This window comes from Cytobacillus sp. SAFR-174, assembly GCF_051964675.1.
GTDB lineage: Bacteria > Bacillota > Bacilli > Bacillales > Cytobacillaceae > Cytobacillus.
The window spans coordinates 105,299-130,656 of record NZ_JBQCMZ010000005.1 but is presented as its reverse complement, the minus strand read 5'-3'; the positions used below and the strand labels follow the sequence as shown (position 1 = coordinate 130,656).

General features: G+C 45.3%; 29 protein-coding genes. 11 read left to right on the top strand and 18 right to left on the bottom strand.

The annotated features are described in order from the left end of the window. The first annotated feature begins 87 nt into the window (after positions 1-87). The 4 genes from ACTHRG_RS07295 to ACTHRG_RS07280 all read left to right on the top strand — a co-directional run bounded on the left by ACTHRG_RS07295 (position 88) and on the right by ACTHRG_RS07280 (position 3,610). On the top strand, positions 88-1,698 hold the full coding sequence (locus tag ACTHRG_RS07295) for a sigma-54 interaction domain-containing protein (protein WP_076258973.1): 1,611 nt from the start codon (positions 88-90) through the stop codon (positions 1,696-1,698). A gap of 76 nt (positions 1,699-1,774) precedes the next feature. Further along, positions 1,775-2,050, top strand: coding sequence for a (2Fe-2S)-binding protein (locus tag ACTHRG_RS07290; protein WP_061793390.1), 276 nt, complete (start codon positions 1,775-1,777; stop codon positions 2,048-2,050). Next, on the top strand, positions 2,043-2,375 hold the full coding sequence (locus ACTHRG_RS07285) for a (2Fe-2S)-binding protein (protein ID WP_076258977.1): 333 nt from the start codon (positions 2,043-2,045) through the stop codon (positions 2,373-2,375). Before ACTHRG_RS07290 ends, ACTHRG_RS07285 begins: the two co-directional genes overlap by 8 nt. Beyond that, on the top strand, positions 2,372-3,610 hold the full coding sequence (locus ACTHRG_RS07280) for an NAD(P)/FAD-dependent oxidoreductase (protein ID WP_440230925.1): 1,239 nt from the start codon (positions 2,372-2,374) through the stop codon (positions 3,608-3,610). Before ACTHRG_RS07285 ends, ACTHRG_RS07280 begins: the two co-directional genes overlap by 4 nt. A 31-nt stretch (positions 3,611-3,641) precedes the next feature. On the opposite strand, the gene hisIE is transcribed toward ACTHRG_RS07280, so the two are convergent. From hisIE to hprK, 13 genes are all read right to left on the bottom strand, one after another. Then, positions 3,642-4,283 (bottom strand): bifunctional phosphoribosyl-AMP cyclohydrolase/phosphoribosyl-ATP diphosphatase HisIE, encoded by a 642-nt coding sequence (gene hisIE, locus ACTHRG_RS07275; protein WP_341081261.1) that lies wholly within the window; start codon positions 4,281-4,283, stop codon positions 3,642-3,644. Then, complete coding sequence (hisF, locus tag ACTHRG_RS07270; protein WP_206840175.1) at positions 4,280-5,038, bottom strand: imidazole glycerol phosphate synthase subunit HisF; 759 nt, start codon at positions 5,036-5,038, stop codon at positions 4,280-4,282. The genes hisIE and hisF overlap by 4 nt, the downstream gene beginning before the upstream one ends. Beyond that, complete coding sequence (hisA, locus tag ACTHRG_RS07265; RefSeq protein ID WP_341081264.1) at positions 5,032-5,769, bottom strand: 1-(5-phosphoribosyl)-5-[(5-phosphoribosylamino)methylideneamino]imidazole-4-carboxamide isomerase; 738 nt, start codon at positions 5,767-5,769, stop codon at positions 5,032-5,034. Before hisA ends, hisF begins: the two co-directional genes overlap by 7 nt. Next, positions 5,766-6,404, bottom strand: coding sequence for an imidazole glycerol phosphate synthase subunit HisH (gene hisH, locus ACTHRG_RS07260; protein ID WP_341081266.1), 639 nt, complete (start codon positions 6,402-6,404; stop codon positions 5,766-5,768). Before hisH ends, hisA begins: the two co-directional genes overlap by 4 nt. After that, positions 6,405-6,992, bottom strand: coding sequence for an imidazoleglycerol-phosphate dehydratase HisB (gene hisB, locus ACTHRG_RS07255; protein ID WP_341081269.1), 588 nt, complete (start codon positions 6,990-6,992; stop codon positions 6,405-6,407). Positions 6,993-7,007: 15 nt separating this feature from the next. Further along, the gene (hisD, locus tag ACTHRG_RS07250; protein ID WP_440230924.1) at positions 7,008-8,279 is read right to left on the bottom strand and encodes a histidinol dehydrogenase; all 1,272 of its coding nucleotides are present in this window, start codon (positions 8,277-8,279) and stop codon (positions 7,008-7,010) included. Positions 8,280-8,294: 15 nt separating this feature from the next. Further along, positions 8,295-8,939 (bottom strand): ATP phosphoribosyltransferase, encoded by a 645-nt coding sequence (gene hisG, locus ACTHRG_RS07245; protein WP_335686993.1) that lies wholly within the window; start codon positions 8,937-8,939, stop codon positions 8,295-8,297. Continuing rightward, positions 8,936-10,120, bottom strand: coding sequence for an ATP phosphoribosyltransferase regulatory subunit (locus ACTHRG_RS07240; protein ID WP_076258989.1), 1,185 nt, complete (start codon positions 10,118-10,120; stop codon positions 8,936-8,938). Before ACTHRG_RS07240 ends, hisG begins: the two co-directional genes overlap by 4 nt. Positions 10,121-10,339: 219 nt before the next feature. Further along, positions 10,340-10,891, bottom strand: coding sequence for an acyltransferase (locus ACTHRG_RS07235; protein ID WP_076258991.1), 552 nt, complete (start codon positions 10,889-10,891; stop codon positions 10,340-10,342). Continuing rightward, positions 10,888-11,535, bottom strand: coding sequence for a pyrophosphatase PpaX (gene ppaX / locus ACTHRG_RS07230; protein WP_076258994.1), 648 nt, complete (start codon positions 11,533-11,535; stop codon positions 10,888-10,890). The genes ACTHRG_RS07235 and ppaX overlap by 4 nt, the downstream gene beginning before the upstream one ends. Continuing rightward, on the bottom strand, positions 11,525-12,472 hold the full coding sequence (locus ACTHRG_RS07225) for a nucleoside recognition domain-containing protein (protein ID WP_076258997.1): 948 nt from the start codon (positions 12,470-12,472) through the stop codon (positions 11,525-11,527). Before ACTHRG_RS07225 ends, ppaX begins: the two co-directional genes overlap by 11 nt. A 19-nt stretch (positions 12,473-12,491) precedes the next feature. Continuing rightward, a complete protein-coding gene (gene lgt, locus ACTHRG_RS07220; protein WP_076258999.1) occupies positions 12,492-13,316 on the bottom strand; it encodes a prolipoprotein diacylglyceryl transferase in 825 nt (274 codons plus the stop codon). A 407-nt stretch (positions 13,317-13,723) separates the two neighbouring features. Further along, positions 13,724-14,659, bottom strand: coding sequence for an HPr(Ser) kinase/phosphatase (gene hprK / locus ACTHRG_RS07215; protein WP_061793405.1), 936 nt, complete (start codon positions 14,657-14,659; stop codon positions 13,724-13,726). A gap of 353 nt (positions 14,660-15,012) precedes the next feature. Here hprK and ACTHRG_RS07210 point away from each other — a divergent pair, with 353 nt between their 5' ends. The 7 genes from ACTHRG_RS07210 to ACTHRG_RS07180 all read left to right on the top strand — a co-directional run bounded on the left by ACTHRG_RS07210 (position 15,013) and on the right by ACTHRG_RS07180 (position 22,091). Further along, positions 15,013-16,392, top strand: coding sequence for a PTS transporter subunit EIIC (locus tag ACTHRG_RS07210; RefSeq protein ID WP_076257473.1), 1,380 nt, complete (start codon positions 15,013-15,015; stop codon positions 16,390-16,392). An 85-nt stretch (positions 16,393-16,477) separates the two neighbouring features. After that, complete coding sequence (locus tag ACTHRG_RS07205) at positions 16,478-17,548, top strand: DUF871 domain-containing protein (RefSeq protein ID WP_076257474.1); 1,071 nt, start codon at positions 16,478-16,480, stop codon at positions 17,546-17,548. Then, complete coding sequence (gene murQ / locus ACTHRG_RS07200; protein ID WP_076257475.1) at positions 17,548-18,447, top strand: N-acetylmuramic acid 6-phosphate etherase; 900 nt, start codon at positions 17,548-17,550, stop codon at positions 18,445-18,447. Before ACTHRG_RS07205 ends, murQ begins: the two co-directional genes overlap by 1 nt. A gap of 187 nt (positions 18,448-18,634) precedes the next feature. Next, positions 18,635-19,825, top strand: a complete 1,191-nt coding sequence (gene nagA, locus ACTHRG_RS07195) for an N-acetylglucosamine-6-phosphate deacetylase (protein WP_076257476.1) — start codon at positions 18,635-18,637, stop codon at positions 19,823-19,825. Continuing rightward, positions 19,822-20,556 carry a glucosamine-6-phosphate deaminase gene (gene nagB, locus ACTHRG_RS07190; protein ID WP_076257477.1) on the top strand — a complete coding sequence of 245 codons (735 nt, stop codon included), beginning with the start codon at positions 19,822-19,824 and terminating at the stop codon, positions 20,554-20,556. Before nagA ends, nagB begins: the two co-directional genes overlap by 4 nt. 32 nt (positions 20,557-20,588) lie before the next feature. After that, positions 20,589-21,320 (top strand): GntR family transcriptional regulator, encoded by a 732-nt coding sequence (locus tag ACTHRG_RS07185; RefSeq protein ID WP_076257478.1) that lies wholly within the window; start codon positions 20,589-20,591, stop codon positions 21,318-21,320. A 105-nt stretch (positions 21,321-21,425) separates the two neighbouring features. Beyond that, positions 21,426-22,091: an N-acetylmuramoyl-L-alanine amidase gene (locus ACTHRG_RS07180; RefSeq protein ID WP_076257479.1), complete on the top strand. Its 666-nt coding sequence runs from the start codon at positions 21,426-21,428 to the stop codon at positions 22,089-22,091. Positions 22,092-22,130: 39 nt separating this feature from the next. On the opposite strand, the gene ACTHRG_RS07175 is transcribed toward ACTHRG_RS07180, so the two are convergent. The 5 genes from ACTHRG_RS07175 to ACTHRG_RS07155 form a co-directional block, all read right to left on the bottom strand. Beyond that, a complete protein-coding gene (locus ACTHRG_RS07175) occupies positions 22,131-22,490 on the bottom strand; it encodes a phage holin family protein (RefSeq protein ID WP_048009336.1) in 360 nt (119 codons plus the stop codon). 3 nt (positions 22,491-22,493) lie between these two features. Further along, the gene (locus ACTHRG_RS07170; RefSeq protein WP_048009337.1) at positions 22,494-22,688 is read right to left on the bottom strand and encodes a PspC domain-containing protein; all 195 of its coding nucleotides are present in this window, start codon (positions 22,686-22,688) and stop codon (positions 22,494-22,496) included. A 330-nt stretch (positions 22,689-23,018) separates the two neighbouring features. Then, entirely contained in the window at positions 23,019-24,128 is a 1,110-nt protein-coding gene (locus tag ACTHRG_RS07165) for a DUF4097 family beta strand repeat-containing protein (RefSeq protein WP_048009338.1), read from the bottom strand. A gap of 23 nt (positions 24,129-24,151) precedes the next feature. Next, positions 24,152-24,466 (bottom strand): DUF4870 domain-containing protein, encoded by a 315-nt coding sequence (locus ACTHRG_RS07160; protein ID WP_076257620.1) that lies wholly within the window; start codon positions 24,464-24,466, stop codon positions 24,152-24,154. 481 nt (positions 24,467-24,947) lie between these two features. Then, positions 24,948-25,292, bottom strand: a complete 345-nt coding sequence (locus ACTHRG_RS07155) for a hypothetical protein (protein WP_035329260.1) — start codon at positions 25,290-25,292, stop codon at positions 24,948-24,950. Positions 25,293-25,358 lie beyond the last annotated feature (66 nt).

Here is a 25,358-nt window from a genome sequence, read left to right as displayed (position 1 = left end):
TTTGTTCTTAATTGTCAAAAAATTTGATAAAATAGTGTATAAAATATTAAACAGTGTATAAGAAAATTTACACACTAGGAGGCTGTCATGTTTGAATTACCTTCAGTCAAAGAAATAATTGAAAATAATTTCATCTGTCTTAACACAGATAATGAAAGTGCCTTAGTCAGTGTTTATTTAGATGATACCTTTGCTTCATTAGCTGATGCCTGCAAGCGTCATGCAGCCGTTGCCGTTGTAAATTCAAGCGGTCAAGTACTCGGCTCCATCACAAATGAACAAATCATTGATTTTTTGCATGATTCCTACAACCAATTAAAGGCTTTCTATGAAGCTGTCATCCATACATCGGACGCTTCAGTCACAGTGATTGATGCTGATGAACGTGTCCGCACATGGACAGAGGGAGCCGAAAAAATCTTCTCTGTAAAAAAAGATGAGATTGTGGGCAAACCAATAATAGAATTCTTTGAACATCAGAATCTGCAAATCCTGGAATCCTTGTACAAAGGAAAAAGAATCCGGGGAAAGCATCACCAGCCAAGATCTGATCTATTTGTCTTAATAAATTCAAACCCCGTTCACTTTAATGGACGAATTATCGGGGCTGTTGTATCGGAAACTGATGTGACAAGCCAGGTGGTTCTTAATGAGAAATTATTTAATATGTCGACTGAGGTTCACCGTTTAGAACAGGAAATGGCGAAATACAGACCTTCAGATCCCTTTAGATACATTAAAGGGAAAAGCGCGGTGATGGAAAAGACTGTAGAAATGGCGAAAAAGGTGTGCTCTGTCCGGTCAACTGTATTGATTTTAGGAGAAAGCGGAGTCGGCAAGGAGGTCTTTGCCAAATCCATTCATGAGGCAACTGAAGGACCTGAAGCACCATTTATATCAATTAATTGCGGTGCTATTCCAGCTTCATTATTTGAAAGCGAATTATTTGGCTATGAACGCGGGGCCTTTTCGGGTGCAGATCATAGAGGAAAAAAAGGAAAAATTGAGCTTGCTAGAGGGGGAACTCTTTTCCTGGATGAAATTGGCGAAATGCCTTTGGAAATGCAGGTCAAGATGCTTCGTGTGCTTCAAGAAAGAAAATATTACAAGGTTGGCGGTGAAAAAGAGATTGAAGCAAATTTCCGGGTAATTGCTGCAACCAATAGGGATTTAAAAGAATTAATAAACGAAGGCCAATTTCGGGAGGATTTATATTATCGGCTGAATGTTGTCAGTTTAAAAATCCCGCCTTTAAAAGAACGCTGTGAGGATATCGTTGAACTCATTCATTACTTTTTAAATGATTTTTCACTGCGCTATCAGCGGCCGATCCATCATTTTTCACAGGAAGTTATGCAGGAAATGCTTCATTATGATTGGCCGGGCAATGTTCGGGAACTGCGTAATGTGGTTGAACGGCTGGTTGTTTTTGCAACAGATGGAGTCATTCGAAAAGAATATTTGCCATTCCACTCAGCAATGAGCTATCCAGCTGCATCTGATATGGATCTTCAGGAAAACAGCATAGAAATAAAAACGGGCATTGTGCCGCTTCAGGAAGAAATGGATCGGCATGAAAAGCAAGTGCTCGAAAAAGCATTGGCATTAACCGGCGGCAACAAATTAGAATGCTCGAAAAAACTGGGAATCACCCGAGCGACTCTTTACAATCGTCTCAAACGTCTTGGCTTAAGCTGATTTAATATCCAGGCTTCAAAGTTGGTACGATTTTTGCATTGTATTTTTGCATATACCTGAAGAGGAGGATTTCCAAATGAGTAACAATGAGGCACTTGTGATCTGCCGCTGTGAAGAGGTTACCTATGGGCAGGTTTTCGCAACTGCAAAAGAACATCAGTGTACATCCAGGGAATTGAAGCTTAGAACAAGAGCTGGAATGGGATTTTGTGGAGGACGCACTTGCAGGGTCATGGTCGATCGGATTATTGAAAGTATCGTCCCTAATACAGGCGAAGGTGAAATTCCCTTAAAATATCAGCCTCCAATTCGCCCTGTAACTTTTGGAACGGCAGGTGATAATAATGGCTAGAATTATAGATCATCCGGTTTTAGGCAAATTAGATGATAGAAAAAAGATTCCATTCACCTTTGATGGAAAAGAATATGAAGCATATGAAACTGAAACAATCGCGGCAGCTCTGCTGGCAAACGGTGTGAGAACACTGCGGGTTCATGAGGAGAGTGGAACACCAAGAGGGTTTTATTGCAATATCGGCCACTGTATGGAATGCCGTGTACATGTTAATGGGCAGGCCAATATAAGAGCCTGTTTAACGGTTGTGAAGGAAAAAATGGCTGTTGAAAGAGGAAAGCATCATCCTAATCTAGTTAAAAGGATGGTGGAGAATCAATGACAGATGTAATCGTAATTGGAGCTGGGCCAGCCGGTTTAGCTGGTGCCATAGCCTGTGCTGAGTATGGCTTAAAAGTAACCGTCATTGATGAATTTGTCAGGCCAGGCGGAAGATTAATCGGCCAATTGCACCAAGAACCATCTGGAGAATGGTGGAATGGAATAAAAGAATCAACTCGTCTGCACAACGAAGCACTGAAACTATCAGTAGATATCCGCTGCGGCGTTTCTGTATATAACCTTGAAAAAGATAAGGATTGCTGGAATGTTCATACTAATACAGGAACACTGATAGCTCCTTATGTACTGGTAGCAACTGGTGCAGCTGAGTTCCCAATTCCTGTGCCAGGCTGGACTCTTCCAGGTGTTATGTCCATCGGGGCTGCTCAGGTCATGACGAATGTTCATCGGGTCGAGGTTGGGAAAAAAGGCATCATTATTGGTGCAAACATTCTAGCATTTGCAATTTTAAACGAGCTCCAATTAGCCGGAATTAATGTGGAACATATTGTGCTGCCTGAAAAGAGTCCGCTTAGCCAAAATGCCGGAGAACCAGAGGAAGTCTTGAAGTCACTTCTAAATGCGGCCCATCTTGCCCCGTCACCAATCTTGCGTTTCGGCAGCCGCTTTATGAAAAATAGAGGTTTCCGCAAATTAGGAATGAAATTTTACCCTAAAAGCGGCGTGAAGGTGAATGGAACACCATTGCAGCTAAGAAAAGCAGCACTTGAAATTCTTGGTAAGGATCAGGTGGAAGGCGTCCTCACTGCAGATATTGATGCGAATGGTAACGTAATCAAAGGTACGGAAAAAATATACGAAGCAGATTTCGTGTGTATCGCAGGTGGCTTGTATCCGTTAGCAGAGCTTACAGCAGTTGCCGGCTGCCCATTCCATTACGTACCAGAACTTGGGGGACATGTTCCGCTTCATTCTGAAAAAATGGAAACTCCGCTCGAAGGATTATTTGTTGCCGGGAATATCACTGGCATTGAAAGCGGAAAAATCGCCATGGCCCAGGGAACAGCAGCAGGGATTTCGATTGCTAAATACGCTGGAAAAGGCAGCACTGACATCACCAAGAAGCTTGAACAGGCACTGAGAAACATTCATACAGTCCGTCAAAATGCTGCCATCCAATTCAACCCTGAAATTGCAAACGGCCGGAGGAAGATCTATGAACTTTGGGACGATCTTTATGGGAAAGAACAGGATTCTTTACAGGAGATAGGATGAAATGATAATCATACGTAAAAAACCGCCCTCCCTATTCGGAGGCCGGTTCTTTCTTGTCATGCCGTTTATTAAGCACTTTTAAGACTTCGCTAAAAGGCAGGTCCTGCTCCCGGAGCAGCACCATCAAATGATAAATCAGGTCAGCCGCTTCCCATTTCAGTTCGTCCTTATCACGGTTTTTCGCAGCGATGATGACTTCTGCGGATTCTTCGCCGACCTTCTTCAGGATTTTATCCACGCCTTTTTCAAAAAGATAGGTCGTATAGGCTCCTTCTGGGCGTGTCTTTTCGCGTTCTTCAATGACGTTTTCAAGAGTATTAAGGATTTCGTAATCAGATAAACCGCCTGATTCTTCCCCGTATACTCTTTCCTCAAAGCAGCTGACTGTTCCCTTGTGGCAGGCAGGTCCAGCTGGTTCAGCCAATACCACAATGGCATCCTGGTCACAGTCAAGCTTCATTTCTACAATTTTCTGCTTGTTTCCGCTTGTTGCCCCTTTGTGCCAGAGCTCATTGCGGGAACGGCTGAAAAACCAGGTCTCCCCTGTTTCCGCTGATTTTAAAAGAGATTCCCGATTCATATAGGCTAACGTTAATACCTCTTTTGTTTTCGCATCTTGCACAACAGCAGGGATCAGTCCCTTCTCATCAAACTTCACACTCTCGATATTCATCGGACAACCACCCCTTTTTCCTTAATATAGGATTTCACTTCTGCCACAGATGTTTCTTTATAGTGAAAAATAGATGCTGCCAGTGCGGCATCTGCTTTCCCATCAATAAATGCTTCAGCGAAGTGATCGGCATTTCCTGCGCCGCCAGAAGCGATTACCGGAATCGAAACCGCCTCGCTGACTGCTTTTGTCAGCTTGATATCAAAGCCTTTTTTCTCTCCGTCCGAGTCCATGCTTGTGAGTAAAATTTCTCCGGCGCCGCGCTCAGCCGCTTCACGGGCCCAGGCAATGACTTCAAGATCAGTTGGTGTCCGGCCGCCATGTGTGTACACACGCCAGGAACCGAGCTCTTCATCATATTTAGCATCAATCGCCACAACGATACACTGTGACCCGAAGAAATTTGCCCCTTCTGTAATTAAATCAGGATTGTTTACGGCAGCTGTATTAAGAGAAACCTTATCAGCCCCCGCCCGCAAAATTCGTTTCATATCTTCCAGCGCGTTAATCCCTCCGCCGACTGTAAAGGGAATGGCCAGCTCAGATGCAACAGCCTTCACAACTTCAACCATTGTTTTCCGTCCTTCATGAGAAGCGGAGATATCGAGGAAAACCAGCTCGTCAGCTCCCTGCCCATCATAAAAGCGGGCAAGTTCAACCGGGTCACCTGCATCACGCAGCTGCACGAATTGCACCCCTTTTACTACACGGCCGTCCTTTACATCGAGACAGGGTACGATGCGCTTCGTCAGCATGATTCCTTCACCTCTTTCAGGGCTTCCGATACGGTAAATCGGCCTTCATATATTGCCTTTCCGACGATGGCCCCGGCAACACCTTCAGATGCATATTCCTGAAGTTCCGCCAAATCAGCCAGCTGACTGACCCCGCCGGAGGCAATTACACTTTTGCCGCTTTCCCGCGCAAGCAGGCGAACGGCTTCAACGTTAGGACCTGAAAGCATGCCGTCTGTTGCAATATCCGTAAAAATAAATGTCTCAGCACCAGCATCAGCAAACCTTTTCCCAAGGTCAACCGCCTTGACTTCAGATGTCTCAAGCCAGCCATGTGTAGCCACATAGCCATTTTTCGCATCAAGTCCGACCGCTATGGCTTTGCCGTATTTACGGATCATGTCAATAGCAAACTCAGGATTGGAGACGGCGATGCTTCCAATGATTACGCGTGTTACACCATTATCAAGGTAATGAAGGATGTCTTCTTCTGTACGGATTCCCCCGCCAATCTGGACAGAGGCGCCAAGTTCACGGGCAGCCTGGATAACATACTGATCATTAACCCGCTTCCCATCCTTTGCCCCGTCAAGATCGACCATATGAATCCAGTCTGCTCCTTCTTCAGCAAACTTTTTAGCCATATCAAATGGGGAGTCGCCATACACCGTTTCCTTATCGTAATCCCCCTGCAGGAGCCGGACGCACTTGCCGCCTCTCATATCGATTGCCGGATAGATGGTAAAACTCATTTCACAGACATCCTTTCTTCAGCCAGCTCGGTAAAATTGCGTAAAAGCGCCATGCCGAGCGAACTGCTTTTTTCAGGGTGGAACTGCATGCCGAACACATTGCCTCTGCCAACCACTGCCGGCACTTCTACATCATACAAACTCCTGCTGATAACTACTTCTTTATCATCTGTATCTACAAAATAAGAATGGACGAAATAGACATAATTTTCATCAAGCCCTTTTAAAATCTGCGAACCCTGCAGGAATTCAAGACGGTTCCAGCCCATATGCGGAACTTTGTACGTTTCACCTTCTGCTGTTGCACCGGGAAACCGCCTCACATGGCCAGGCAGAAGCTGCAACCCTTCTGTCAGTCCATTTTCTTCACTGCTTTCAAATAAAAGCTGCATGCCAAGACAAATGCCAAGGAGCGGCTTGCCTGTATCAGCGAACTCCTTAACCAGATCTGCCAGGCCAGTAGAATTTAAGATACTCATTGCATCTTTGAAAGAGCCGACACCCGGTAAAATTAAAGCGTCTGCTTTCAGGAGCTCGGCTTTATTTTCAGAGAGGAAATAAGGGACTTCCAAACGTTCAAGTGCTTTACTGACACTGAACAAATTCCCCATTCCGTAATCGATGATGCCGATCATTTACAACATCCCTTTCGTTGAGGGAACTCCCTTAATCCGCGGATCAATCGTCGTTGCTTCATCCAGCGCACGAGCTAGCGCTTTGAAAATCGCCTCAATGATGTGGTGTGTATTCTGTCCATAATGAACGATGACATGCAGGTTCATTCTCGCTTCAAGCGCAAGTTTCCAGAGAAACTCATGCACTAGCTCTGTATCAAATGTCCCAACCTTTTGGCTCGGGAACTCGGCACGCATCTCCAGGTGAGGGCGGTTGCTGAGGTCAACAACCACTTGAGCCAGCGCTTCGTCCATCGGAACAAAAGCATTTCCATAGCGCTTAATGCCTTTCTTATCTCCTAAAGCATCTTTAAGTACTTGGCCAAGGCAGATGCCAATGTCCTCTGTTGTGTGGTGATCATCAACGTCTGTATCGCCATTTGCAAGGATGTTCAAGTCAAATTGTCCGTGCTTGGCGAATAGGTCCAGCATATGTGTCATAAAAGGCACGCCTGTTTCCAGATCGCTTTTGCCTTCTCCGTCTATATTCAGGGATAGAGTGATATTCGTTTCATTGGTTTTACGTGAAATTTCAGCAGTTCTGGCCATGATTATTCCTCCAGCTTATTTTCTTAGTCTTGTCTCAATGGATCTGGCATGGGCTTCCAGGCCTTCCAGACGCGCAAAAGCCGCAATTTTTTCGCCATTATCCTTTAATGCTTTTTCGCTGTATAAAAGAATGCTTGATTTCTTTTGAAAATCTTCCACATTAAGCGGGCTCGAAAAACGGGCTGTCCCGTTTGTCGGCAGGACGTGGTTTGGCCCGGCAAAATAGTCGCCAACCGGTTCAGGGCTGAATCTTCCGAGGAAGATCGCTCCTGCGTGACGAATCCGTCCAAGAAGCTCCATCGGATTCTCTGTTAAAATCTCAAGATGCTCAGGAGCAAGACTGTTAACCGTTTCAACAGCTTCATCCATGCTTTCCGTCACATAAATAGCTCCGTAATTGCTGATGGACCCAGCGGCAATTTCCTGGCGGGGCAGCTCGGCAAGCTGGCGATCCACTTCTGCTGACACCGCTTCTGCCAATGCAGACGATGGTGTCACAAGGACTGCGCTTGCCATCGGGTCGTGTTCTGCCTGTGATAACAGATCGGCCGCTACCTCATCTGGCTGTGCCGTTTCATCTGCAAGAATCGCAATTTCACTCGGACCTGCGATCATATCTATATCAACATCCCCAAAAACTTCGCGTTTTGCGAGGGCAACGTAGATGTTCCCCGGACCTGTGATCTTGTCGACAGGCCGGATCGATTCAGTTCCATATGCCAATGCAGCAATCGCCTGAGCTCCGCCGACTTTATAGATTTCTTCCGCACCGGCGATGTGTGCTGCTGCCAGAACAGCCGGAGGCAGCTTTCCAGTTTTTTTATCAGGAGGAGAAGTAATGACGATTCTCTTGACCCCCGCAACGTTTGCCGGAATCACATTCATGAGTACAGATGACGGGTATGCCGCCGTTCCGCCCGGAACATACAGGCCGACTGAATCAAGCGGTGTGATCTTTTGGCCAAGGACTGTGCCGTTCTCTTCTGTTGTCATCCAGGAAGGACGGAGCTGTTTTTCATGAAAAGACCGGATGTTCCCGGCAGCTTCTTTAATGATCTCAAGGATTTTTCCATCCACTTGACTCAAAGCTTCGTTTATTTCAGCCTGTTGTACCTTCAATTGATCCAGAGAGATCCCATCAAATTTTTCTGTGTACTCTTTTAATGCTTGATCGCCGTTTTTGCGGACTGATTCAATAATATTTTTTACAATCGCCCGCTGTTCTTCTGTTCCGTTATCAACAGACCGTTTTATTGAAATCTGGTCATTTACTTTTAAAATTTTCATAGACCTCTACATCCTTTAATAACGAATTTCTTCTCCAGCTATTACTTCCGTAAGACGTTCAACAAGTTCACTTATGCGTTCATCCTTTATGCGGTAGCTGACTGGATTGACGATCAATCTTGATGTGATTCCGACAATGGTTTCGTATTCTACGAGCCCGTTTTCTTTCAGTGTTCGGCCGGTTGATACGATATCCACGATCCGGTCCGCCAGCCCGATCATCGGAGCCAGTTCTATGGAGCCGTTCAGTTTAATGATTTCCACCTGCTCCCCCTGCTCACGGAAATACGCTGCTGCAATCTGCGGATACTTTGTAGCAATTTTAGGAGCAACATCATTCAGCCTTGTGTTTGGCAGTCCAGCAACCGCGAGATAGCAGGCACTGATTTTCAAATCAAGGAGCTCGTAGACATCCCGCTCTTCTTCAAGCATGACGTCCTTTCCGGCAATCCCAAGGTCTGCTACCCCATGTTCCACATACGTTGGCACATCCATCGGCTTTGCCAGGATAAAGCGGAAATTCTCTTCCGGCACATCGATGATCAATTTACGTGAATCATCAAATTCCGGCGGCAATTGAAAGCCTGCACGGCGGAGCAATTCAGCTGCTTCCTCAAAAATGCGGCCTTTTGGCATGGCAATCGTTAAAACATCACTCATTTTATGCTCTCCTTTCCAGCTTTTCCGACTAAAAAGGTAATGTCCTCGTACTGGCTGGTGCAGGCATCGATGTCCTTAACACCGCTAATATCCTGCAGGACCACTTTCTTTCCGGCAGAACGTTCTTCCTTCGCAAAATCGAATGCCTCTTTGCGGCGCTCCGGACTGTATAAAATGCAGTAAACAGGTTCTGCCTCATTGCTGTCTTCGAGCGCTTCAAGCAGGCGGTCCAATCTGATGGCAAAGCCGGTTGCTCCCGTATCTTTTCCGAACTTTTGAAGCAGCAGATCATAGCGTCCGCCATTTCCGATCGGGAAACCAACATTTCCTGCATATACTTCAAAAAGAATACCCGTATAGTAGCTCATATGGCTGACGAGCGTTAAATCAAATTTAACTGTGCCTTCCTGGCCGTAGTCCTGCATAATAGCCCAAAGCTGTTCAAGCTCAGCTAATGCCTTTTTTCCTGTGCCGTTTTCCAGAAGGCCATAGGCAATCTCAATGACTTCTACCCCGCCCCTTAATTTTAGGAAATCAAGAAGCCTTTGTTTATCAATGGACGAAAGAGCCAGACTCTTTACATGCTCCCTGTACCCTACATAATTTTTCTCATATAAAAACCTTGTCAGGTTTTCCACTCTTTCTTCCGTCCCTAAAATCTGCTGGAAGAAGTCACGGACAAATCCGATGTGGCCGGCTGAAAGCTGAAAGTTCTGCAGCCCCGCTTCTTTTAAAGCAGAGATCATGAGCGCCATTCCTTCGCCATCCGCACTGATCGTATGATCGCCAATACATTCTACACCGATTTGCTCAAACTCAGCCGGCCTGCCGCCCTCCCGCTGCTGTGCGCGGTAAACATTGGCGGAATACGCAAGCCTGATCGGCAGCTCGTCTTTTAAGAGACGGGATGCTGCCACCCTTGCAATTGGTGCTGTCATATCCGGCCGGAGCACCAGGGTATGGCCCTGCTGATCAAGCAGCTTGAACAGCTGCTGATCCAATATCGCTGAAGCAGCTCCGACTGTTTCGTAATATTCAAGTGCAGGCGTTTCGATAAACTGATAGCCCCAGCGTTTCATTTCCTCCTGGATGGATGTACGGACTGCAGCTTTTCTTTCGTATAGATCAGGTAATGTATCTCTCATGCCTAACGGCTTTTCAAACATAAATAATCGGCTCAAACCATTCACCTCTATGACTTAAAAATTCCGAATCCTTTAGTTCGCTAATATGGTAGTAGATTGAAGTTATATGTAGTTTAACGCGCATTCACCACGCCGTCAACCAAAAGAGACTGAAAAATAAAAAAGACTCCTTTTTTTAAAAAGGAGCTTACTTATATAGTTTGTTCTTTTTTCTATAGGTTATTTGAAGTTATTAATTATAAAAACTCCGCCAGCCTAAGCAAGCGGAGTTTTATTATTATCTGCACCATATATCGGATCGTCCGCCCAGCGAGCGGCAAGCTCTTCCTTTGTATAGATGACACGCATCGGGTTGCCGCCGACAAAGGCTCCGGCCGGAACATCTTTATGGACAAGCGTTCCGGCTGAAACAATGGCTCCATCACCAATTGTGACACCCGGCAGTATAGTTGAGTTTGCGCCAATCATAACTTCACTGCCAATATCAACCCGGCCAAGGCGGTATTCCTTAATCAGGTATTCATGAGCGAGGATTGTCGTGTTGTAGCCAATGACCGTGTTACGGCCGACACTAATTTTTTCCGGAAACATAACATCCAGCATCACCATTAGTGCAAATGATGTCTGGTCCCCCACCTTCATTCTCAGGAAATTACGGTAGAGCCAATTTTTCATGCCCAGAAATGGCGTGTAGCGTGCAAGCTGGATCACAATAAAGTTTTTGACCACCTTCAGGAACGGAACCGTTTTATACACATGCCAGAGAGAATTGCCTCCCTCTACCGGAAAACGCTCCGTTTTTCTCATTGGTTTTCTGCCTCAAGGATATCGAGCAGGTCAGCCATATTGTCCAGCATATAATCCGGTTCAAAGCGCGCGAGGAATTCACGGCCTTTCGCTGTCCAGGCAACACCAGCTGTTTTGGTGCCGGCGTTTTTTCCGCCATCGATATCGTGTGAATTATCGCCAACCATAATGGCTTCCTCCGGCTTCGCATCCAGCAGGCTCAACGCCTTCAGGATTGGCTCCGGATCGGGCTTTGGCTTATCCACATGATCAAGCGTGACAACCACATCGAAAAACTGATCAAGATTAGTCAGCTTTAAGCCCTTTTCAACTACATTGGAAACTTTTGTCGTAACAATGCCCAGTTTATAGCCTGATTCTTTTAAAGTCCGGACCGTTTCAAACACGCCGTCAAATTCCTTCACCAGCACGTCGTGGTTCTTAATATTGTACTCCCGGTAAACCGAGATCATTTCCTCCACTTTTTCAGGGTTGATGGTCTCAAATGTTTCATGCAGGGTCGGCCCCATGAACGGAAGTACATCTTCCCGCTGATAGCGGTCAGGATAATATTTTCCGAGCGTATGCAAAAATGAGGAAATAATCAATTCGTTTGTGTCAATCAGTGTTCCATCTAAGTCAAATAATAATGTGTTAATGCTCATATGTTGCTTCCTTTCTTTTTGCCAGATCAGCACGGTTCCAAATCATCGCCACCACCAGTGTCAGAATGATCGCCACACCCAGGCGGATCAGCAGAAGCGGCAAGACCGGAATGCCAAGCGGCACAAAAATCAAAGTATCTTCAACGACTGCGTGGCAGGCTACAAGGAAAATAAATGCGATCGTTACATCTTTTTTGCTGACGCCATCTTCCTCTACAGCCTGGATCATGACACCCGCCCCATAGGCAAGGCCAATCACCAATCCGGCTGCAAGAGTTGTAGACGTATTTTCTTTCATTCCAAGTGCCCTGGTCACAGGCGCCATCCATCTTGAAAAGACAGCAAGCCATTGCTTATCTTTTAAGATCTGAATAATGATCATCAGCGGGATGACGATGATAGCAAGCTGAAGAATGCCAAGCAAAGCCGTCTGCAGTGCATCCAGCAGGATTGGCCCTGCCCCAGATACCTGCTCTTCTTTAGCCGGAATAAATCCGTACTTAGCCGTTTCCGATCCACCCTGCCAAACAAGGTTGATGACAATGGCGCTTAACAGCGCCAATCCGAAACGGACGGTAAGAACGACCCAAAGCTTAACGCCGACCTTCAGCGCCACTCCCGTTTCAATCAGCATATTATGTGAAAACGACAGCATGACGGCAATAATAAACACTTCTTTAACCGTTAGATCGAGCGTAAGGATAGCTCCAATCCCGGCATACAAATTCAAGAAGTTCCCCAAAACAAGCGGTATGGCTGCATCTCCTGACAGCCCAATCAAGTTCATAAGGGGCGTGATCAGCTTGATAACCCATGGAAGCACTGGCGTATGCTGCAGCAGTGCCACAATCAGCGTAACCGGGAATATGACTTTCCCGAGTGTCCATGTTGTTTTTAAGCCGGCCATCAGCCCCCTTTTGGATGATTCAACCAGCATTTCTACTCTCCCCTGTGTGTTATTTCCCCTCGGCTTTATCCAAATAACGAGCTTTGGCAAGACCTTCTGCTCTTCTATAAAAAATCAGAACCAGCGCCACAATAATAAGAACGATAGATATTGTCTGAGCAATTCTTAAATTCTCAGTAAGCATCAGGCTGTCTGTCCGCAGGCCTTCTACGAAGAAACGCCCGATCGAGTACCAGATGACATACGAGAGAAAAAGCTCCCCGCGCCTTAAGTTTGCTCTTCTTAATAATATAAGGATGATAAATCCAATGATATTCCAGACGGATTCATATAAAAATGTCGGATGATAATAAGCTCCGTTAATATACATCTGGTTAATGATAAATTCAGGCAGATGCATATTCTCCAGGAATGCCCGGCTGACTTCTCCCCCGTGCGCCTCCTGATTTATGAAGTTTCCCCAGCGGCCGATTGCCTGCCCCAAAATGATGCTTGGCGCTGCAATATCAGCAAGCTTCCAGAATGATATTTTCTTTTTCTTTGCAAAAACATAAGCGGTGATGACAGAACCTATCAAGGCTCCATGAATGGCAATTCCGCCATTCCATATTTTGATGATTTCACCCGGGTTCTCCGAGTAAAAATCCCACTGAAATATAACATAATAGATCCTGGCGGAAATAATCGCAATGGGAATGGCCCACAGCATTAAATCGGCAAAGATGTCTTTAGGGAGTCCCCTTCTTTCCCCTTCCCTCATCGCGATAATGAGAGCCAGTGCAATGCCGAGGCCGATAATCAGACCATACCAGTGGACCTGAATCGGCCCAAGGGAAATGGCAATCGGATCTAACGGCTGAATATTGTTTTCCATGATCACTTCTCCTTCCGAAAAGCGCAAGGCGCCCGGTTATCGGCGACAAGCATAAGACAAGCCGGCATGAAGGTTGTTCTTTAACCTTTGTGCCGGATTGACAGAAATGTTGAGGCGACTGCCCAGGGACGACTAGCATAAGACGGTCCCTGTAAGAAGGTGTTTTTTCCTTCTGGAAGGGAACGGCTTATGACCTCGAGTCCCTAGGAGCCGAAACAAGACAAGCTTATGACCTCGAGCCGATGGCGCCTGGAGCTAGACAGTTATCAAATTTGAAAGATATAATTTCTATTAATTCTATGAAAGCGCAAGGCGCCCTTTATCTAGTTATTTTGAAGCCTGATAAAAGATTAGCAGCTTTCAATCAAACGTTTGATTGAAAAAATGATTGATCTGTTTTTAACAGCTTAACGATCATCATGGTCTCCATCCTCAATTACATCAGACAGTCGGTTCGTGAACTGTTCCGCTGCATTCATTCCCATTCTCTTTAAGCGGAAATTCATGGCAGCCACCTCAATGATGACAGCGAGATTTCGTCCTGGTCTTACCGGAATGGTCAGCTTCGTAATCTCCGTATCAATGATTTTCATTTTTTCTTCATCAAGGCCTAGACGATCGTACTGCTTTTTCGGATCCCACAGCTCCAAATTCATAACCACAGAGATTTTTTTATAGCTGCGGACAGCTCCAGCACCGAACAGTGTCATAACATTGATAATGCCGAGACCGCGGATTTCAAGCAGATGTTCGATCAATTCCGGTGAATTTCCCACCAGGTAATCTTCATCTTCCTGCCTGATCTCCACACAGTCATCCGCAACAAGGCGGTGTCCGCGTTTTACCAGTTCGAGTGCCGTCTCGCTTTTACCTACTCCGCTCTTACCTGTTATCAGCACCCCTACCCCATAAATATCAACAAGGACGCCGTGAACAGCTGTTGTTGGAGCAAGCTTGCTTTCCAGGAAATTGGTCAGCAGACTGGAAAAACGGGTTGTTTTTTGCTTGGAGCGAAGCAGCGGAACTGATTCTCTCTCGGCTGCTTCAATCAGTTCTTCAGGGATATCAAGCCCTCTCGTCACGATTATGCCGGGCGTAATATCTGTACAGAGGCGTTCAAGCCGGATTTCCCGCTCGGAATTTGTTAACGTTTCAACGAAAGACAGTTCCGTTTTTCCGATCAATTGAACGCGTTCAGCCGGATAATAATCAAAATAACCTGCCATCTCCAAGCCCGGACGTGAAATATCACTGGTTGTAATCGGCCGGTTTATGCCTTCCTCTCCGGCTATCAATTCAAGCCCGAACTTTTCTATAATATCTTTCGTGCGCACTTTTACCAAAATAAGTTCCTCCTTTAATGCTGGCACTGCCGGATGATCTCTTTATATGTAACTCTTTAATTAAGTTCATACTGAAGTTCACTTTATTTTAGCACTTTTTAACCCAGAACCAAATTTCTTATATCTATTTTTTCAAAAATTAACACTAGTCCCATATGCTTAATCCTGTATAAAAAGGACAATTTTCATGATTGTTCTGCGTATAAATATGATGACATGCCCGAATAAAAATATATATAAATGGTATAGACAACTAGACTTAACCTTGGTAATATGGGTATGTAAGCGAATTCATTTATTTCTTTAGCTCTTATTACGTTCATTTATTTTAGAAAAAGAGGGGGAAAAAGCTCATGCGTAAAGAAGAACGCTTGGCGAAAGAGATTACGGAGCAGTTAGGCGGCACCGGCAATATTGCGGAACTGGCCTCCTGCATGACCCGTCTTCGCGTGAAGCCGATCGATGAAAGCAAAGTCAACCTGAATGGCATCAAGGATATTGACGGCGTTATGGGTGTTGTGGAAGCAGAAACACTCCAAATCATTCTCGGGCCCGGGATCGTCACCAAGGTAGCTGACGAAGTTTCCAGAATGACAGGCAAAAATGTTTCTTCCGTTGATGAGGACGAAGAGATTGACACTTCATTGGAAGGACTGGCAGCCCGGACGAAAGCCGGACTCAATGAGAAAAATGCTACTCCTTTCAAGCTGTTTTTACGAAAAATTGCAAGTATCTTCATCCCGCTGATTCCGGCTATTGTTGCTTCCGGTTTGATTGCAGGGATCAATAATGTCATCATCAAATCAGGCGGAGATCCGGAATCTACTCTTGTGCAAATGCTTGATCTAATTGGCTGGGGGTTATTCGGTTACCTGGGCGTATTTGTTGGTATTAACACAGCGAAGGAGTTTGGAGGATCTCCTGCTCTTGGCGGTGCGGCCGGTATTCTATTAATCAATCCAGGCCTTGCCAATATCACTTTATTCGGTGAAGCGCTGGTGCCAGGCCGCGGAGGACTTATCGGAGTCATGCTCGCTGCTGCATTGGTGGCCTTTTTGGAAAAAAGAATCCGCAGGGTCGTTCCTTCAGCTATTGATATAATCGTAACACCGACACTTGCATTATTAATTACAGGCTTTGCGACATTCTTTGTCCTGCAGCCTGTTGGCGGATTCCTTTCTGATATTATTACTAAAGGCCTGCTTGGCATACTTGATTTCGGCGGCATCCTGGCTGGATTAGTACTTGCCGGAACATTCCTTCCTTTAGTTGTAACTGGTTTGCATCAAGGATTAACACCAGTTCACATGGAATTGATTAACTCAATCGGCGATGACCCTCTTCTGCCAATTCTTGCAATGGGCGGAGCCGGCCAGGTAGGTGCAGCATTTGCCATTTATTTCAAAACAAAGAATGCCCGTCTAAAAAGAGTTATTAAAGGCGGACTTCCGGTTGGAATGCTCGGAATCGGCGAACCGCTTATTTTCGGGGTTACCCTGCCGCTGGGGCGCCCGTTCCTGACAGCGTGTCTCGGAGCTGCTGTCGGCGGTGCTTTCCAGGCATTCTTCAAAATTGCTACAGTAGCCATCGGGGTTTCAGGCATACCGCTTGCCTTCCTCGTTCACACCAATCAAATCATACTGTATCTGATCGGCTTATTAATTGCCTATGCTTTCGGGTTCCTGTTCACATGGCTGTTCGGATTCAAAGAGGAAATGGCGAAAAACATATAATAAACAAGGAGAAGGAGGAGCATTCCTCCTTCTTTACTTATGAGTCCTCATTTTTACAAAATTCAGATTTAAAGAGGTGACCAGGATGCTTGGAATATCAATTTACTTATCAGAAGAGCGTCAGTATCAAAATGCGGAATGGATAGAAAGGGCGGCTTCTCACGGCCTCACATCCATTTTCACATCCCTCCATATTCCCGAAGATGACCACAGCACTTATAAACATTTGCTTCAGAATCTTGGGGCCTTGGCAAAGCAGCAGCATATGGAACTCCTCGCAGATGTTTCCCCCCAGTCATTGAGCCATTTAGGATTGGGCTGGGATTCGATTGATACACTTCTCGAATGGGGCCTTACCGGAATCCGGGCTGATTACGGCTTCACTTCTGAACAGATTGTTGAACTCTCAAAAAAAATGAAACTTGGAATCAATGCCAGTACCATCTCTGCTGAAGAATTGCATGAGTGGATGGAAATGGGATTAAACACCAATAATATAGAAGCCTGGCATAACTTTTACCCGCGGCCGGAAACCGGTTTGGATAAAGACTTTTTAATAGAGCGAAATAAGCTCCTAAAAGGCATGGGGATAACTACCATGGCGTTTGTGCCTGGAGACGGGGAACTTCGCGGTCCAATTTTTTCCAGTCTGCCTACTCTTGAAAAACACCGGGGCTCGTCACCTGCTGCTGCTGCGGCTGAACTGTTGAACAGCTGCTGGACAGACAAGGTATTGATTGGTGACCATTCTGTAAAAGACGGGACTCTTGTTCAGCTGGCGAAAATCGCGGAAGGTGTCGTGCCTCTCCGAATCGAGCTGATCGGCGGACAAATCTATGAGGATCTTTTTAATAAAACCCATACAAACCGGATGGATCCTGCCCGGGATGTTGTCAGGTCGGTTGAATCAAGATCCTATGCAGGGCAGGGATCTAATAAATGGGAGCCTGTGAACCAGCTGGAACGCAAAAAAGGCAGTGTCACAGTTGATAATATTCTATATGGCCGATACGCAGGAGAGATGCAAATTACACTGGCAGATCTCCCTCGGGATGAACGCGTGAATGTAATCGCCAGAGTAATAGAAGAAGATATGCCCCTGCTGGATGAGATTAAGGCAGGAACAAAATTTCAATTAACAGTGAGGGATAAATAATGAATATTACAAAGCTGAATACAGAGCAGCGAAACCCAAAAACAATGGAAATCGATTTAATGACAACAGAAGAAATTATTACAATCATAAATCAGGAGGATACAATTGTTCCTAATGCCATCGCAAGAGAAATCCCCCATATTGTAAAAGTGGTGGATGAAATTACGGAGAGCTTTAAAAAAGGAGGCCGCTTGATTTATGTTGGGGCCGGCACCTCAGGACGCCTTGGCATTATCGATGCTTCAGAATGCCCGCCAACCTATGGAACAGACCCTGAAATGGTTGTCGGCATTATCGCCGGGGGCAAGGAAGCCATGACCGAGGCGGTTGAAGGCGCTGAGGATGACAGTGAACAGGGACGCCAGGATGTCGCCGATATTCAATTATCGGACAAGGATGTGCTTGTCGGCATTGCGGCGAGCGGCCGTACGCCATACACGATCGGAGCTCTTCAATACGGAAATGAAGTCGGCGCTGTTACTGTTTCTGTTGCCTGCACCAAAGATTCCGAAATGGGGAAAATCTCTAAATATACGATTGCACCTATCACAGGTCCCGAAGTGGTTACAGGCTCTACAAGAATGAAAGCAGGCACTGCACAAAAGCTCGTCCTGAACATGCTGACGACAGCATCCATGATCAAGTTGGGAAAAGTGTACGGCAATTTAATGGTTGATGTCCAGATGACAAACGAGAAGCTGTTTAAGCGTGCAGAAAATATCGTCAAAATGGCTACAGGCGCATCTGATGAAGAAGCCCGGGACGCACTTAAAGAACAAAACTATCATACAAAGGCAGCCATTCTTCAAATTTTAACAGGATTAAAAGGTGAAGCAGCCGCCGAGCTTCTGAAAAAGCATAATGGCTACTTACGGGAAGCAGCTGCGGATACGAATTAATCATTTTTTGGTATGTATTTCTTTTAACACTCAAATAAATAGGATAGAAAGCGTCCGATCGCCTTCTATCCTTTTTTTAGTTGTATAGACCATAAAGTTTTACAAAGTTAATTCCTTCTACTGGTATAGACATCTAACCACAAACCTTTTATAATAAAAGTATCATTCAAACGGAGATGAACTGAAAATGAGCCGTCTATTACTGAAAAATGCCAGAATTCTTCTGGAAAACAGCACCATTGATAAAGGGTTTATTTTAATAGAAAATGAGCAAATCCTGCAGACTGGAACTTTGGAGGAGCTTCCTGCCATCATCCAGGATACAGAAATTATAGAGCTTTCCCCTGAGCACACCATCAGTCCGGGGTTTATTGATGTCCACATACATGGCGCTGGCGGTTCCGATACGATGGATGCTACATTTGAAGCGCTGAATACGATGGCCGGCGTTTTGCCTGAAGAAGGGACTACAAGTTTCCTTGCCACAACCATCACACAGGAAAAAGAAAAAATAGAAGCTGCACTGGTCAATGCGGCTCACTTTCAAAAAGAACAAAATACTCCCGGCAAAGCGGAAGTGATCGGAATCCACCTGGAAGGCCCGTTTATTAACGAAGCAAGAGGCGGAGCCCAGCCGAAGGGTCACATCCTTGAGCCTGATATTGAACTCTTTAAGCGCTGGCAGGAAGCAGCGGACGGGACGATCAAACTGATCACACTGGCACCAGAAAAAGCAAATGGCTATGAATTTATCCGCTATTTAAGTGAAAATGGCGTTGTCCCTTCAATCGGCCATAGTGATGCCATTTTTACCGAAATGGAAAAAGCTGTTCAGGCTGGAGCTAAACAGATAACCCACCTGTTCAACGGAATGAGAGGCATGCATCACCGTGAACCTGGTGTTGCCGGCGCTGCGCTTTTATTTAAGGAATTGATCGTTGAAATGATCGCTGATGGCATCCATGTCCGTCCAGAGATGATCAAGCTTGCACTGAACGCCAAAGGCGCGGATGGAATGATCCTGATAACAGATTCGATGAGAGCCAAATGCCTGAAAAATGGCCATTATGATCTTGGCGGACAGGATGTAAAGGTCGAAAATGGCCAGGCACTGCTTGCTGACGGCACATTGGCTGGAAGCATTTTAAAAATGAAAGACTCCATAAAAAATATGATTGACTTTACTGATATACAGCTGCATGAAGCTGTCCGGCTTGCAAGCAGCAACCCGGCCAGACAGCTCAATATTTTCGACCGGAAAGGCAGCATTTCAGAAGGCAAGGATGCGGACCTGGTTGTACTTGATGAGAACCTTGAGGTTGCCATGACCTTCTGCCGAGGCGCCAAAGCCTTTGAACGTGAGGTGAAAGGAAATTGAAAATCATTCGAACAGCCGATTATCACGATATGAGCCGAAAAGCTGCCAGGCTGATAATTGATAAAGTCCGCCGGCAGCCTGATATGACATTAGGGCTTGCTACCGGAAGTACACCAAAAGGAGTTTATGCCGAACTGATTAAAGATCATCAGGAAAATGGCACTTCTTATGAAAAAGTCACGACGATTAATTTGGACGAATATATCGGCCTGCCCCTAACTGATCCTAATAGCTACAGGCATTTCATGAATAGCGAACTATTTGATCATCTGGACATCCAGCTCGAAAACACGCATCTTCCCAATGGAGCCGCAGAAGAAATGTCCAGGGAATGCGAACGGTATGAACAGCTGATCAAGGATCTGGCGGATATTGATCTGCAGGTGCTGGGAATCGGACGCAACGGACATATCGGATTCAATGAACCGGGAACTGCCTTTAACAGCCGTACGCATGTTGTGGACCTTGCGGAAAGCACGCGCAAGGCTAACGCAAGATTTTTCAGTTCTATAGAAGACGTTCCAGCCCAAGCCATTACAATGGGAATCGCTTCGATACTTGATAGCAGGGAAATCATCCTGCTCGCATCAGGACCAGCCAAGGCAGAAGCCATCAGACAATTGGTTAACGGAGAGCCTGATGAACAGTTTCCCGCGTCAGCCTTGAAGCTTCATCCGAATGTAACCATCATCGCCGATGAAGAAGCACTTAGCCTCGTCAGTCAGGACTGATAATCAGTACTAATAGTGATAGGAGAATTTCCATGATCGATAAGCAATCACCCATCCCGATATATCACCAATTGGAAGAGTACATTAAACATTTAATAGAAAACGGCAAGTTAAAGCCTGATGAAGCCATTCCTTCTGAGCGCGAGTATTCGGAGCAATATCAGATTAGCCGAATGACAGTCAGACAGGCATTAAATAACCTTGTCAACGATGGCTATTTATACAGGCAAAAAGGACGCGGAACTTTTGTCAACAAGCAGAAGGTCGAACAAAAGCTTCAGGGATTGACCAGCTTTACTGAGGATATGAAAGAGCGCGGCATGGTGCCGAGCAGCCGCTTAATATCCTTTGAAATCATCCCGGCCGAGCCTCAGCTGGCGAGAAAGCTTGATATAAAAGAAAACACACCGGTATATGAAATTAAAAGGGTGAGGATGGCAGATAACCTGCCAATGGCACTGGAAACCACCTACTTGCCTGCTAACCTCGTTAAAGGGCTTACGGAAGAAATCATCAACAAGTCACTTTATCAGCATATCGAAGAAAAATTATCCCTTACCATCAGGGAAGCCACCCAGCAGATTGAAGCCTCAATCGCTAAGGAAACGGAGGTAAACCACCTGCAGGTAGACCCCGGATCTCCTGTACTCCTTATCGCCCGCACTTCCTTTTTAGAGGACGGCACACCTTTTGAGCTTGTAAAATCAGCATACCGTGCAGACCGCTACAAATTTGTTCATACGATGCAGCGCGCTGCAAAATAGGAGAAAGCCCCTGGGGTTTTCTCCTATTTTCATTTTACCATGTCCTTTTGGAAGGTTTGTCCATATTATATAGATGAAGATATTTTTTCAGAAAGGAGCGATCAGATGAAGATCATATTGGATGCCGGACATGGATATAGCACCCCCGGCAAACGTGGCCCTGATGGAATGAGAGAATATGAATTCAACCGTGCAGTCGCCAGCCTGGCAAAGGAGATGCTGGGAAAGTATCAAAACACAGAGGTTTTCCTGGCCCACTCCGATGAACGGGACGTGCCGCTTGCCGAAAGAACCTCCCTGGCAAATACTCAAAACGCTGACTGCTATGTGTCCATCCATGCCAATGCATACGGAACAGGCGAATGGAACAGCGCAGGCGGAATTGAAACATATGTCTATCCTTCCAAGCCTAGAGAAGCATTGGCATTAGCCCAAAAGATCCAGCGAAACTTAATCAGTTCTACAGGTTTGCGGGACCGTGGAGTTAAAACAGCTGATTTCCATGTGCTGCGTGAGACAAAAATGACTGCAGTACTTGTGGAATGCGGGTTTATGACCAATAAAGAGGAAGCCTCCCTTCTCCGGACCCCCATTTACCGAAAACGCTGTGCACAGGCTATTGCAAAAGCAATTGCCGAACAATACGGCTTAAGAAAGCATGATAGAATCAAACAATACAAAGTTCAAGTTGCCTTTTCCGAAAAACAGCTCGCCGAGAAGCTTGCTGGAAATCTGCAGAAGGATGGCTATAATGCGACGATCATTGAATAGGAAAAAGCCAGCATAATGGATGCTGGCTTTTTAACGCATTTATTTTTCCCTCGCCGGTTCCAGGATTGCTTTTTGAATGATCAGGTTAACGATAGACATAATCACCGATACCAGAATCGCTGTGCCAAACCCGGCAATTTCAAAAGAATCACCCATAAATCCATCCGTTATCATAAGCGTGACAGCATTGATGACGAACAGGAACAAACCGAGCGTTAAAACAGTTACGGGAAGAGTTAAAATAATCAGGATTGGCTTCACAAGAATGTTCAGGATGGAAAGCATGAAGCTGGCTCCAACGGCAGCCCCAAAACCCGATAAGTAAAACGAATCCTTAAAAAAACCTGCGATCGCTACAAACAGGACCGCATTTATCAAGATTCCCAGGATCCATCTCATGACCTACAGCCCCTCTTCATTAGGAAGCACAAACACAAGCAGGGCATAAACGAGTGTCATCGGAAAAACGCCAGTTGTAAATAATAAAACAATGAAAATCACCCTGAGTATGGTAGCGTCTATTCCGATCGATTTTGATAAGCCGCCCAATACTCCCGCTAATTTCCGGTTGCTGCGGGAGCGAATTAATTTGTTCATTAAAAATCCCTCCTATCAAGAAAAGCGGAAGGCGCCCGCTTATCGGCGACAAGCATAAGACAAGACGGCTGAAAGGTTGTTCTTTAACCTTTTGGCCGGATTGAAAGAAATGTTGAGGCGACTGCCCAGGGACGACCAGCATAAGACGGTCCCTGTAAGAAGGTGTTTTTTCCTTCTGGAAGGGAACGGCTTATGACCTCGAGTCCCTAGGAGCCGAAACAAGACAAGCTTATGACCTCGAGCCGATGGCGCCTGGAGCTAGACAGTAATCTAACTTCAGAAATAATACATTCTATCAAGAAAAGCGGAAGGCGCCCTTTCCACCCCATTTTACCAGGCAGTTGACCGCTTAATTGTGATGGCACCTGTCTTTGAGTCAGCCCGCAGCTTAAGTCCGCTGCCGCTTTCTTTTACAGATTTAAAACGCATCATTTTCTGAATTACTTCGCTCTTTTCTTCTATTACTTCAATACCCTCAATGTCAGGATGGAAACTGCCCAGATTGGTGCGAAGCTCTCCGCTGACTGCAGCGAAATCCGGAACAAACAGATCGATGCTGCCTGTCGCTGCCTTCGCTTCGATCCATTCGCAGCGCTCATTTTCTGCCCTGCACGTTACATTTCCATTAAAGGATTGCAGTTCAGCTTTTTTGAAGTCTCCATCAGCCAGAATGGCGCCATTTAATGTTTCGGCTTCAACATGATCGATCCGGCTTTTTTGAATGGTAATCTGCCCGTTGGCTGTCTCAGCCTCCACATTACGGCTGTTCAAATCACTAACCGTTATTTTTCCATTAGCCGTTTTCGCTTTAAAATTTTCCACTGATAAGTTTTGGCTTTCAATCGGCCCATTAAACATGCGGATTTTCACATTTTCATATTCAGACTTTGGAATATAGATGACTGCTTCAAGCTTCATCCATTTTTGCTGAGTCGAAAATCTCAGCCTCTGCCCTTCAATGGCAAAAATAACATCCTTCAGAAAATTCCTGCGGGCTTCATCCTGATTATCCACACGATAGACCTTCGCCTTGCATTCAACACGCACATCACTTTGCTCCCACGGAATTACCTTAACTGTTCCATTGGCAACATCAATGTCCAGATCTTTTAAGTATGCGTCTGCATGCTGAAATATATGAGAGATTTCAACACTTTTCCCAAAATTAAAATCAAGATCCAGATCCTTCACTTTCTTAAATGCTGAATCTACAAAATCAATGATTTTCTCCTTGGCACTTTGATGCTTTGAGCTATATGGCTCACCTTTTTTAGCTTCTTCAAACTTAACCTCAGCAGATAGCTCCTTAATTAAGTCCTCCTGCTTCTGTTCCATCGTCTGATTTGTTTGTTCAAGCTGTTCCAGCAGAGTTAAAGCTTCATCAACTGTAAGCTTTCCATCCTCGACCATTTTCAAAATACGTTTGCGTTCCTCTTTCATTTTCTGGCCCTCCTCTATTAGTTCTATTCCTGTATCAGGACTTTTACCCCTTTAATGATATTCCATATAAATACAATTAATAGCAGAATGATTGTGATGCCGACAGCAGCAAGAAAAAATACCGGAATTTCCTGTTCATTCACTGTAAACTGAGTTACCGCTGCAAAAACAATGAATGGAACAGGAACCAGCGGGATCAAATGTGATAAGAATGCACTCTTCGCATGCCGCTTCACTTCCCTGTCTTCTGAAGCAAAAAATACAATAAGCGGAAAAATAAATCCTGCGAACATAATACTAAAATAGCTTAAAGCAGACAGAACCTTTCTTGTTTCCAATGTTCTCAGCTCCTTTATCTGTGTAATACGGAACTGGCGCGGTAAAAGTTTCAGCTTCCTCTTCATTATAGAAAATCATCGGGGCATTTTCCTCCATATTTTTAAAAATACATCTGCAGGCTGATGGGCTCCATGGCCTCAAGTCTCATAGCCTTCTCTATAAGAAAGCGCAAGCGCCTTGTCCACCCCCGACAAGCACAAGACGAGCCTCCCGGAAAGGCGTTCTTTGCCTTTTTGGGAGGATTGCCCGAAATGTGGAGGCGACTGCTCAGGGACGACAAGCATAAGTCGAGCCCTGCAAGAAGGTGTTCTTTCCTTCTGAAAGGGATTGGCTTATGTCTCGAGTCCCTAGGAGCCGAAACAAGCCAAGCTTGTGACCTCGTGGGGGTATGCGCTGGAGCTAGACAGTTATCAAAGTTCAAAAATTATATACTTTCTTATCTATAAAAAAACCGCCTTTTATTCAAAGACGGTTTTATGGCTATTTATAGGCAGCTGCCAGGTCGGTGCGCGGCGCTTCCTTCTTTTTCACTTCGTCGATTTTATTGACAAACATCTGGAAAACTTTTCGTTTTTCATCCAGATCACGTATGTACTCTTTCAATTCGTTATACTTCTCTTCAAAAGGCTTATGATACATTTCACGGATATTATCAATGATCTCTTCGTTCACAGTAGATTGGATAACCTGTTTGGTAATTCCGTATTTGTAGGAATATACTTTCAGTTCTTTTTTAACATCCTCGTATTCATTATTAATCTGGTCTAAAACTTCAGAAATATCTTCTTTCCATTCTTCCAGTGACTTTGCTAAATAATCCTCCATAATGACCTCCCCTTCTGTTTCCAGACAATAGTTTCCCTTATATAGGAGTATAACGCTGCTTGGTTA